Raw genomic sequence first — 12,172 nt, 5'->3', positions numbered from 1 at the left:
GGTCAAAGCGCGCCGCCCCAAGGGTGCCCGGGCCCAGGCGTGGCTGCACGTCGAGCCGTTCTATTGGGGGATGCGCGTCACCTACGTGGTCCTCTTCGCCGGTGCGGTTTTCGCCGTGTACATCAACGGGGTCGCCGAAGGCTGGTGGCCCGCGTGGGGCAAGAGGCCCACCGTGGGGACCACGCCGCCCACAGCCAGGCCTGTGCCCACCGACTCCGCGTCGGCCTCGGGCGAAGCCGCGATGTCGGGCGGCTACCACATCGGCCCCAACGACGTCCTAGTCCGCCCCGCCGAACACGCCGCATCCCCCTACACCCTCAATTATGAAGAGCCCCTAATACCGAGAGTGCCGCGCGGGTCACGAGGCCTAGGTCGGCCGGGCGGATAGTGGCTCGCGCCAGGTGGTGGTTGCCATGGTCGTAGTCCTCGACGACTCCCCTATTGAAGGCGTCGTGTCCTGCGCGTGTGTCGTCGTAGGTGCCGTGGGGGCGTTCCGCGGCGAGGCGGCGTTCGAGGGTTTCGCGCACTGATTCGGCCAGGAGCGCCCGAGTGATAGCGTCCGCCGTTGCGATCGTGTTCGCATCGAGAGCGGTGATCCGTGGCGGGACCCAGTCGCTCGCGGCGAGGACGCGGAGCTGCTCATCGGTGAGGCTTCCTGACATGGGGGTGTCCGAGCAGGCGGGGTCCGGGTGTGCTGTGAGGAGTCGGCGTCTGGCGCGAGTGAGGGCCTCCGGGCTGGTCACTTCTCTCAGGGACGAGGCCGTGGCAGGTGTCGTCATTGTCCGTCCTTCCACTCAACAACCTTACGGTTACTCGACACGTGTGAAGCGTTATGGAGGAGCGACACGCCGACGATGGCGGCGATTCCCGGGACAGCGTCGGCCCAGCTGGCATTCCGCGGCGATGCGAGCAGTCGCAACGAAAAGTCTGGTAATCTGGCCCCGTGCTTGCTGGCCGGAGGGATGCTCTTTCGGCCACTGGCGATCCGGTACGTCGTTCTCCCTGGGCACAGGGGGTGCGACACGCCGAGCAGTCAGAAAGCACCGAGCGCCAAAAGGTGCATTAAGACGCTCCGATCAGGGCGGGGACGACGATGATCGTCGCGTCAGAAAGCATTGAGCGCCAAAAGGTGCATTAAGACGCCTTACCGGGTTCATCACCGCAGCACACGCAGTCGCGCGTCAGAAAGCACCGAGCGCCAAAAGGTGCATTAAGACTTCTCGCTGATGACCTTGATGCGATGATCGCGGTCTCCAGGTCAGAAAGCACCGAGCGCCAAGAGGTGCATTAAGACCCAGTATGGTAGCCAGTACCGCGCTGCACATCCACACGCGTCAGAAAGCACCGAGCGCCAAAAGGTGCATTAAGACTTGTTGTGGCGACTATAGCGATGGTTCTTCACATAGTCAGAAAGCATCGAGCGCCAAAAGGTGCATTAAGACGGACGCCAGAGCAGCCGGCGTGATCTTCGGGTTGAACTCGGTCAGAAAGCACCGAGCGCCAAAAGGTGCATTAAGACGCGGCACGCTTGAAGTGTGTGGCTTGCTTGTAGTCGCTGAGTCAGAAAGAACCGAGCGCCAAAAGGTGAATTAAGACAATTGAACCGATTCATAGGCGGTAAATTCCGACGACCCAGAAAGCACCGAGCGCCAAAAGGTGCATTAAGACAGACAACGCGAGGTGTGGCGAAGGCTGTCGCCCGCTCGTCAGAAAGCACCGAGCGCCAAAAGGTGCATTAAGACCGAGACCGAGCGACAGATTCGCGCGAACTTCGCCCGGTCAGAAAGCAGCAAGCGCCATAAGGCGCATTAAGACCCGGTCGACTGAGCTTCGGCTGCTGACTGGAGTGACGAGTCAGAAACCACCGAGCGCCATAAGGTGCATTAAGACCATCGCGTATGTTCTGGATTAATCTCCTGACTTGAAGTCAGAAAGCACCGAGCGCCAAAAGGCGCATTAAGACATCGAACACAGTCCCTCGATCGACAGAAGGTACTTGGTCAGAAAGCACCGAGCGCCCCAAAAACTCGCATGCAATTCCCTTAGCACACACTTCAACAACCATCCAAAACCGCAGAATATCAACGTTCCCATTTCAAATATTGAAGAACTCCCAGCCGAATTGCATGCGACATTTTCCAACAACCCTCCGAGACGGGCTCCCACCGAGCGTCAAAAGGTACATTAAGACAGTAAGCGAGCGCCCCGCCGGGAGTGCGTGTTCCTGGGTCAGAAAGCACCGAGCGCCAAAAGATGCATTAAGACAGTGTGTTCGTGGAGAGTGTCAGTGCGATCAGCATCCCGTCAGAAAGCACCGAGCGCCAAAAGGTGCATTAAGACTCGAAGTTGGGGGTGGTGAGGTTGGAGGGCTTGCCGAGTCAGAAAGCACCGAGCGCCAAAAGGTGCATTAAGACGCCAATAGTGTCTGCGATAGAGACAGCCCAAGGGATAAGTTAGAAAGTACCGAGCGTCAAAAGATGCATTATGACGCCTTGACTGTCCCGGACGGCGACGCCAGGACGGTAGAGTCAGAAAGCACCGAGCGCCAAAATGTGCATTAAGACTCGCCGAGTTCTTCCCAGGCGACGCACTGCATGAAGAGGTCAGAAAGCTCCGAGCGCCAAAAGGTGCATTAACTCTTTTCGTAGGTGTGGAAGCTGTTGAGGACGTTGTTGCCAGAAAGCACCGAGCGCCAAAAGGTGCATTAAGACAATACGACGTGCTCGTCGCTTTGCCGTCAGAGCTCGATGTCTGTCAGAAAGCACCGAGCGCCAAAAGGTACATTAAGACATGGGATAGTGGCTGTTTCGTCATCGTACAGGTCACGTCAGAAAGCACCGAACACCAAAAGGTGCATTAAGACGCGCCCTTCTCGACCTTGTCACCGGCTTAGCTGACCTTAGTCAGAAAGCGCCGAGCGCCAAAAGGTGCATTTAGACCCGCCGATCGAAAGTCCAAGCTTGTTGCCCAGGATGCGTCAGAAAGCACCGAGCGCCAAAAGGTGCATTAAGACTTTGACTTGTTGTGCTTCTTCTTCAGCGCTTCAATGTCAGAAAGCACCGAGCGCCAAAAGGTGCATTAAGACTTAGCAACGCCACCCTTCGTGTTGACCACCGCCACGTCAGATAGCACCGAGCGCCAAAATGTGCATTAAGACCCAGTTCAAGCTCAACGGGTCGGACATCGGCCACGTCGCCGTCAGAAAGCACCGAGCGCCAAAAGGTGCATTAAGACGCAAGACCTACACGCTGACGGACGAGACGAACGCTCTCCGTCGGAAATCGCCGAGCGCCAAAAGGTGCATCAAGACTTGTTCGCCAAAATGGTCGCCCATCATGTTTTTCTCACCCGTCAGAAAGCACCGAGCGCCAAACGGCGCATTAAGACCCGTTAGGCAGTTCAATTTCGGCTCCCACGCCTAATTCCTTGTCAGAAAGCACCGGGCGCCAAAAGGTGCATTAAGACAACGCACCAGCGCTTCCGTCAGCTCCGGTCTTTGCCAGTCAGAAAGCACCGCGCGCCAAACGGTGCATTAAGACTTAGACAGGGTCGCTTCAAGCTTCACGAAGCCGTTCGTCAGAGAGCACCGAGTACCACACGGCCCATTAAGAACCGGCCCCCGACTCCTCCAGCGATGGCTGATTCCAGAATTCGTCGACCATTCCCCACGGCCACAGCGGGTAGCCACCCGCAAGCCACGCGAGTTCGTCCAGGAACTGAGGACGAGCCTTCATGGCATACATAAGGAGCTCTCCGCCACCGTCGAAAACTAATACGACCATCTCGAGAACACGTCCAGACTGGACGATACCCACGACGAGCCATCTCCTGGGATCGTCCTCATCGTCGAGGGAACGTGAGTTCAGGGCGTGCTCATACGCGTACAGGACGGCCTCGTCGGTGAGCCTGTCACGCTCGACATGCTTGCGTGCGCTGGCGTGAAGCCTAGGCGACATGGCTCCATTCGCGCACTGCCGCGCGAATCGCGTCAGAACGGTTCCCAATCCCTTCCAAGGCGGCTCGTTCCATCAACGCCTTCAACGTCTGTTCATCCAGGCGCACCGTCACGGCGACGCCCGGCCCCTTCCCCACCGGAGGACGCCCCGGGCGCGGAGCCGGCAACTCAGCCAGGTCATACCCGCGCTCAGCCTCATCAGCCCACGCCTGAATCTGCTCATCAGTCACAGGAACTCCGCGAAGAAGACGATCACCCATAGCGAATATCGTATACGAAATTTGCCTGTCGCACCATGGCTTCTATGCCACCATCGCCACCACTGCGGAAGATGACAGCTAGGCAACCACCGACAACAACTCCCCTCCCCCACGCGCGAGGGGCCGCGCACGAGCTCTCGTGCGCGGCCCCGTTTCGTCCCAGCCGGAATCCGTCAGCCGGAATCCGTCAGCCGGCGTCCGTCAGGCTAGCGACTCACGTCAGCAGGTGGCCGCTGCGATCAAACACGTAGCGCTTGCCGTCGATCCAGCGCGGGCCCGTGACCATGGCTCCCGACGGGGACAGGTAGTACGTGTATCCGCCCTCCGTCAGCCAGCCCGTGCGCATCGCTCCCGACGAAGGATCGAAGTAGTACCAGGTGCCGCGAATACTCGCCCAGCCCAGCGCCTGAGCGCCGTCACGCCCGTAGTAGGACCACTGGTCGCCCTCACGGTACCAGCCGGTCACCACGTAGCCGCGCGGGCCAAAACGGTAGACCTTCCCGTCGATGCGCAGGCGCACGTTCACCGGGAACGTCCCGTCCGTGTACCGCCACCACTTACCGGCCCGGCTATACACCCAGCGCCCAGCCCCGGCCTCGTCAACCGAGGAACCCCCAGAACCGGAGCCCTCGACCGTCACCGTGACCTCCGCGCTCACGTCGTCGTCGGCGCGCGCATCGTTATTGCGCCCGAAAGCCTCGACGCGCACCGTCGTCTCGCCGCTCAACGACGCGCCCGCCACGGGATGCGACACGTCCACGCCATCGGCCTGCAGCGTCACACCCGAGCCCGAAAACTCGCCACTGCCCTGCACGGTCGCCACCTCGTGGCCGCCCACCAGCAGGCGAGCCGACGTCACCGGCCCGGTCAGGCCCACGCGCAAGGACACGCGCCCGGACACGCTCTGCCCGGACAACGGCGCCCACGTCGACCCGTCCGCCGAGTACTCGACCTCGCCCACGACAGGGCGCGCCTGATCCTTCAACACCGCATCCAAGACGCTCGGCATGCCCGCGCCCCGATACTCGCGCTCCCCCTCAGGAGCGGCCAGCCGCCCCCAATTCGACGCGGAACCCGCCTGCTTACGGGCCAGCTCCACGATCTGGGCAGAGCCCATCTCCGGGTGCACCTGCCGCAGCGTCGCGATCGCGCCCGCCGCCACCGGGGCAGCCATCGACGCGTCCCGAGCGACCCCGGCCTCGCCGCCCAGCCAGGTAGGCCTCGTCGTGAACACGTTCTCGCCGGGCGCCGTGAAAGCGACACTCGTGATACCCCAGTTCGACGTCCACGCGTGCTCGAGCGCCCCCGTCCCCGGGTCAGCCTGGTCCACCAGGCGCAGCGTCGACACGGCCAGCGCGTTCGGCATCATCGCGGGAACCATGACGCCGCCGAGCGTGTCACGCTGGAACGGCGCCCACGCGTCAAACGGAGAGGACGCATCCGTCTTCGGCGGATTATTCAAATCGATGCCACTGGCCCCGGCATCCACCACGTTAATGACGTCCTTCGACGCCGCGTAGTTGATGCCTCGGCGCACCGCCTCCAAGCCCGCGGCCTGCTCCGGGTCGCCCGGCATCCAGTACTTCCACGGCGAGACCAGGTAGTTGCTCGCCGTCACGGAAATCCCATGATCCGCGGCCCACACGAAGCCGCACACGACGTACTCGGGGTAATACTGCCCGGTGGTCGCCGACGCCACGTTGATCGCCGCGACGTTCAACGTCGGATTCACGCCCGGCACGCCGCTGGCCTCGCCCGTGCCGGCAATCACCCCGGCCGCCTGCGTGCCAACCTCCGCGCGACCCGAGCGCCACGCCTCAGGATCCCGATTCGGCATGCCGTTAGAATTACAGGACACGGACAGGGAATGGTCGACCTTCCCCGACAAGTCCCCAACCGTGTCATCCACGCCATCACCCATGACGCCCACCGTCACCGGCGCGCGCATAACATCCACGCCCTGCGCGTCGAGGGCACCCACCGCCTGCAGGTGCCAGTCCTTCGCATCCGGCGGGGTCGGGTAAACACCGCCCACGTGGGGGCCCTCCGGCACCGGCGGCTTCTCCTCGACACTCGGGTAGGCGGGCGCCTCCAGCTCCTGGGACACGATGGCCTCGTTGCCCACGACGGGAGCCTGACGGGTCGGACCCACCGAATGGAAGGAAATACCTGAATCCGCCAGCGCGAACCCCAAGTCCATCGCGAAAGCAGCCGACGAGGACTGGACGAAGAACGTGCGCAAAGCCGGGTAGGACTCCAACACCATTCCGCCCAGCAACGAGGCCTGGTAGAGGGCGCGCTGGAACGTGGCGTCATCCGCGTCAGGAGCCAGGTTCACCGCATAGTTCTGAGGCATCTGCGCGCTCGTGCGAGGCACGGACATGATGCCCGGCGGCACGGGATCGACGGGGACGACACCGCTGCCCTCCCCCGGGTCGGGCTCCGGCTCCGGCGCGGGCACGGCACCCGGGTCACGAGCGACCGTAAAGGACAAGGAACGGCTCACGTCATCGTCAGCATGCCGGTCCGCGTTAATGCCGAGCGCGCTGACCTGAACGCGGGCCGTCACATACTCCTCACCCTCGGGGATCAGGGAAGCGAGATCCACGTCGTCGATCGTCACGGTCGTCGGCTCATCAAAGTAGCCGCCACCACCGGGCGCGTGCGCCTGGGCCACACCCGCGACGTCCACACTCAGCATGCTCAGGGGCGAGCGCGCCGACACGCGCACACTCACGCGACCGGCGGGAACCACCTCGTCACGCAGATTCGTCCACTCTCCCCCGTCCACGCGGTACTCGACCATGCCGAGCGTCGGCTGCGCCTGATCGTAGACCACCGCGTTCCTCGCGCTCAGGAAGCCACGGCCTCGATACTCGTTGTTATCCGTCGGCAGCGCGAGCCTCCCGTACTCGTAGGCCCCCTGCTTGCGCATCAGGTTGGTGATCTGCTCGCCCACCAGCGCGGGGTGGGTCGACTTGACGAGCGCGGCGACGCCACTCACGTGCGCGGCAGCAACCGCCGTCCCCGACATATACCCGTAGTTCGAAGGGATCATCAGGTTCGGGAACGTCGAGTAGATGTCCCGCCCAGGCGCGGCAAAATCGACGCGCATGAAGCCATAGTTCGAGGTGTCCGTTCTCTTCAGAGTCGCCCGGAGCGGCTCCGCGCCCGGAGTCGCCATCTCGAGCGCGCTCACCATGGCGACGCCCCCGACCATCGCGGGCACCATCGTGGCCCCCTCGACGTTGCGATTCTCAATCGGCGTCGAGTCGGTGGGCGACGAACTGTCCACGGTCGTATCGTCGAGGTCCAGGCCGTCGTCCCCAGCGCCCGACAACACGGTGAGTCCGCGCTCCTGCGCAGTATAGATCGCGCGCAAGGAGGCCTCCAGGCCCGCAGCCTGCTCGGGATCGTCAGCCTTCCAGAACCGCCACGGGTCCATCTGGAAGGAATTGTGGACGATGTCAACACCGTGGTTCACGGCCCAGTCGTAGGCGCACACGAGGTACTCGGGGTACAAGCGCCCCTTGTCGTTGACGGCCTTAATCGACACGAGAGTCGCGTCCGGCGCGATACCGTCGATACCAATGTCGTTATGGTTGGCGGCGATGATTCCGGCGATGTGCGTGCCGTGGATATCGTTGTAACGCAGCGCCTCCTCGCTCACGTTGGGGATTCCGTTGACATCGCAGGACACGGACCTGGACGTATCGACCCGACCCGCCAAGTCGGGCTGCTCTGCGTCAATACCCGTGTCGATGACGCCGACGGTGACGGGCGCGTGCGGCACCTCCACCTCGGCGGCGCCACGCGCATCCATGGCCTCGGCTCCCCAGTTAGTGGTAGGGAAAGGATCAGGGACGTTCGGGTCTGGCACGGTCAGGCCCGTGGGCGCCGCTGCTGGCGCCGAGCCGGGGGCCGCCGGCGGGGTTTGGTTCGTCGCCCGCTCGGACTCGGGGACCGCGGCCACGCGGGTCGGGCCGATCGAGTGGACCGCGATGCCGTGCTCCCTCAGGACCGCGTCCAGGTCCGGCGAGAACGAGGCCGACTCACTCTGAGCGAAAACAGTGTGCAATCCGGGGTATTGCGTCAGGAGGGTTCCCCCGACGCTGGGGAGGAGTTCAATGACGCGCGCCATCGCGTTCTCGTCGGAAAGCTGGGAGAGGTTGATGGCGTAATTCATGAGACCCGCGCTGGATCGGGCGGGCGCGACCAGGCTGGGGGCGTCCTCAGCTCTGGTGGACGGGGCGGTCATCGTAGCGACGCTCATGGACAGGGCGATCGCTGCGACGACCCCTATGCGTGCAACGTTGCGGCGCATGGTTCCTCGACTTTCACTTGTGCCTGCGCGTGGACAACTTTGTCCATGCGGTTACCATGATCCACCTCTTTACTTGCCGAAACAATTTATGAGTAACAAATGCACAAAATACAAGCTATATTGGGATATACAAGCCAAATAATTAGCCGCATAATTTCAATGCAACCGAGACGCGCAGCGAGGAAATGACGCGAACCGTGACCACACATTCAGCGGCGGTCCCCACCGTTTGACAGCTCGCGCGGAGACGATGCTCGTGGTCGGCGGCGCCCGAGTGCGGGGCGGCGTGACACCCGCGCGGCCGAGGGGAGCGCGCGTGCGGAGCGGCCCGCGCGACCGAGGCTTCCCCGACAGCGTCCAGCCGCGCACTGGCAATGCTCACGCGTTGCGCTCCGGCGACTATGGCAGCTGGCGTCGCCATGATGCCGAGCCCTGAGCAGTATGTGACTGAACGGTCCGGTTAGATACGCCGAGGTCATGGCTAACTTGTGCGGGTGCGTGCACGTTCGTTCGGATGCGTTGGGAGGATGCGTCACGGTGGTTACCGTGCATTCTGGGTGTATTTGCGTGTTGTGGCGCGTAGTCTGGTGGGTGAAGGGCGTGTCTCCGATGGAGGGGGCGCGCGGGAGGACACCTCATCGTGGAGGTTGATAGATCATGATGGTTCCGCCGTTGTCTGAGCGTCCTGTGACCGAGGAGGATGAGGAGCGCTTCCGCCGCGAAACGGCGCCGCGTAAGTACACGCTGCGCCGTCGGTGGGCTGATTATCGCGCCGAGGTCAAAGCGCGGCGCCCCAAGGGTGCGCGGGCCCGCGCCCGGGCCTGGCTGCACGTCGAGCCCTTCTATTGGGGGATGCGCGTCGTCTACGTTGTTCTCTTCGCTGGCGCGGTCCTTTCGGTGTACGTCAACGGGGTCGCCGAGGGCTGGTGGCCAGCCTGGGGTGAGAGACCCACCGTGGCAGCCACAACCACGCCACCCATCTACCCCGCGCCCACTGCCTCCGCCACAGCCTCGGGCGAGGCCTCGATGTCGGGTGGCTACCAGATCGGCCCAGACGGCGTCCTGGTCCGCCCCGCCGAACACGCCGCATCCACCTACACCAAACCAGAACTACCCGAAGAGGCCAAGGAGAACACCGAACGAGGAGCCGAAGCCGCGGCGAAGCACTACCTCGCTCTTATCGTCTACGCGTGGAACACCGGAGATACCCAGCCTCTAGCCGATATGTCAGCGCCGACATCGAAGTTTGCTTCGACCTACGTGAGGAATATTGACGACCTCTATACCAACGGATGGGCCTACGAGACTTCATCCGTTGTCGATCAAGTAATTTCGGTTGAACCCATTAACCCCAACGGAACAGACGTCCCAGAAGGCTCAATTCTAGTGACTCTTCACATCTCCTCCAGAGACGGAGTTAAGTGCTACGGACTTAGGACGAAAGATAACACGGAAGAATACGGTTCAACAATGTCGTTCATTATGTCTTGGAATAACGGGAAGTGGATGGAAGTCCAAGGAAAAGTAGAGGCCGATCATGCACAGAGTTAAGAGCTTGACCAGAATACTATTCGGGCTTCTATTTTGCACAATGCTCACTATTACTTCTTGTCCGGCACACGCCGATATCCCCTGGGATAACAGTTTTGACGCAAATGCTGAGGATGATCATGCAACGCTCGGAGGATCCGTAGCAGGAAGTGAGTCAACGCCGCAAAACACGCCCGGAACCGGCGGAGGTACGTATCAGCCACCGTCGAGCAGTGGCGATCCGTTGCCGGAGGGGACGCCGGCGCCGCCCAATCCGGCCTTGGACTATGCGATTGGCTATCACTGTGAGCACCCTGTGACCTATAAAATCGGGGAAGTGGGACTTTCAATTTTTTGGAGGTGTGACGATCCCCCTCCAAGCGATACAACGTCGTCAACTCCCCCTTCAACACGGACGATTCTGCGCCGCGCTGCCGCGATCATCCACGCCGACGGAGCCGGCATCAACAAACAACCACCCACAGTGTCATATACGAACCGGTTCATACCTACCATCGTCTCAGTCACCAAACCAACTCAAACTCACACGGTCACGCTGTTTGGTCGAGAAGTCACGGTCACGTTCACAGCGATGAGCTACGAGTGGAACTGGGGCGATGGGACCCCCAACACGGTGACCACCTCCCCGGGCCTGGCATGGGAGAAGGGAATCGATCCGAACAAGGACCCGCGCTTGATTCGCCACTATTACACGCCGCCCCAAGGGTGGCGTTCTGGGTTCGACGGTCCCTACCCGCACGAGAACCGCGAGATCACGCTGACGACGACGTGGAGCGGGACAGCCACGAATCCTTTCACCGGGGAGACCCAAACGATCAACGGCCTGGTCACCACCACCGAGACGACAGGTCCCTTCCCCCTGTCCCACCTGGTCATCAACAACACCGACACCTGGGAAGAAAAACAAGGCCACTAACTCCGCAACGCACGACGCACGACAGAACACAGGCACAGCGAAGGAGCACACGCCATGATGGTCCCACCCCTCTCCGAACGTCCCGTGACCGAGGAGGACGAGGAGCAATTCCGGCGCGAAACGGCGCCGCGTAAGTACACGCCGCGCGGGCGGTGGGCTGATTATCGCGCCGAGGTCAAAGTGCGCCGCCCCAAGGGCGCCCGGGCCCGCGCCCGGGCGTGGCTGCACGCGGAGCCGTTCTATTGGGGGATGCGCGTCGTCTACGTTGTTCTCTTCGCGGGTGCAGTCTTTGCCGTGTACATCAACGGGGTCGCCGAAGGCTGGTGGCCGGCGTGGGGCGAGAGGCCCACCGTGGCCGCCACAACCTCGCCGCCCGTGAACCCCGCACCGACCCCATCCCCGTCGACTACCGGCGAGGCGGCCATGTCGGGCGGCTACCAGATCGGACCCGACGGCGTCCTCGTGCGCCCAGCCGAACACGCCGCATCCACCTACACCAAACCCGAACTCCCCGAAGAAGCCAAAGAAAACACCGAACGAGGCGCCGAAGCAGCAGCGAGACACTACCTCGCTGTTGCTACCTACGCATGGAATACGGACGACACCTCGGCCCTTACCGAACTTTCCGATAACGATAGCGGATTCGCACAGTCGCTTATGCGCAAGATCGAGAATGACTATGCAAACGGCTGGACGTTTGGGCACTCACTCAGGGTCGAGCACATTCTACTTCTTGAACCGGTTCCAGCTAACGGCGCGGACGTACCACCAAATACCGGCTCTTCGCATTTGAGGGTGTAGGGGTGTTGGGTGGGGTTCGGCGTGTCGTGGCCGGGTAGGGGTCGAGGTCTTTTGATGATGGAGATTCCTACACCTTCCATCTGAAAGACCTCGACACGTCTGATTCTACCTTTGATCGTCCCGATTTGAGCCCGTTTATGCGCCTGGATGACCTAGGCCTGGAAGTGACCGGCCAGCGCATTGAGCCAGCGCCTGGCCGGGCAGTCCTGCAGCAGTTGGGGAGCAGGACACCAGGGGTAATGATGGGGGTTTTGCACCATTAGGAGCCTTGCTTCGGCGTGTCGCCGGCGTGTCGCACCTCTAATGGTGCAATTCCCCCCGTTTGGTGGCGGTGAGGTCACTGTTCGGGGCGCAGAGGTCGCGGT

Annotated in this window: 6 protein-coding genes and 2 CRISPR repeat arrays; of the genes, 3 read left to right on the top strand and 3 right to left on the bottom strand. The window is 62.2% G+C overall.

Translation table 11 applies throughout. The features are described from left to right. Window positions 1-317 precede the first annotated feature (317 nt). The 3 genes from QU663_RS03395 to QU663_RS03385 form a co-directional block, all read right to left on the bottom strand. Window positions 318-779, bottom strand: a complete 462-nt coding sequence (locus tag QU663_RS03395; protein ID WP_304990677.1) for a hypothetical protein — start codon at window positions 777-779, stop codon at window positions 318-320. Between the two features lie 253 nt (window positions 780-1,032). Continuing rightward, window positions 1,033-2,036: a CRISPR direct-repeat array (repeat unit 37 nt; unit sequence GTCAGAAAGCACCGAGCGCCAAAAGGTGCATTAAGAC). 129 nt (window positions 2,037-2,165) lie between these two features. Further along, a CRISPR array of direct repeats spans window positions 2,166-3,612; the repeat unit is 37 nt; unit sequence GTCAGAAAGCACCGAGCGCCAAAAGGTGCATTAAGAC. A 333-nt stretch (window positions 3,613-3,945) separates the two neighbouring features. Next, entirely contained in the window at window positions 3,946-4,215 is a 270-nt protein-coding gene (locus QU663_RS03390; protein WP_034482121.1) for a ribbon-helix-helix domain-containing protein, read from the bottom strand. A 214-nt stretch (window positions 4,216-4,429) separates the two neighbouring features. Beyond that, entirely contained in the window at window positions 4,430-8,539 is a 4,110-nt protein-coding gene (locus QU663_RS03385) for a S8 family serine peptidase (RefSeq protein WP_021612615.1), read from the bottom strand. 657 nt (window positions 8,540-9,196) lie between these two features. Here QU663_RS03385 and QU663_RS03380 point away from each other — a divergent pair. The 3 genes from QU663_RS03380 to QU663_RS03370 all read left to right on the top strand — a co-directional run bounded on the left by QU663_RS03380 (window position 9,197) and on the right by QU663_RS03370 (window position 11,807). Beyond that, on the top strand, window positions 9,197-10,090 hold the full coding sequence (locus QU663_RS03380) for a DUF6318 family protein (protein ID WP_304990676.1): 894 nt from the start codon (window positions 9,197-9,199) through the stop codon (window positions 10,088-10,090). A 571-nt stretch (window positions 10,091-10,661) separates the two neighbouring features. Then, the gene (locus QU663_RS03375; protein WP_021612611.1) at window positions 10,662-11,006 is read left to right on the top strand and encodes a hypothetical protein; all 345 of its coding nucleotides are present in this window, start codon (window positions 10,662-10,664) and stop codon (window positions 11,004-11,006) included. Window positions 11,007-11,060: 54 nt separating this feature from the next. Then, the gene (locus tag QU663_RS03370) at window positions 11,061-11,807 is read left to right on the top strand and encodes a DUF6318 family protein (RefSeq protein ID WP_021612610.1); all 747 of its coding nucleotides are present in this window, start codon (window positions 11,061-11,063) and stop codon (window positions 11,805-11,807) included. Window positions 11,808-12,172: the final 365 nt, after the last annotated feature.

This window comes from Schaalia sp. HMT-172, assembly GCF_030644365.1.
Lineage (GTDB): Bacteria > Actinomycetota > Actinomycetes > Actinomycetales > Actinomycetaceae > Pauljensenia.
The sequence above is the reverse complement of the archived record's forward strand: the minus strand, read 5'-3'. Positions and strand labels throughout refer to the sequence as shown.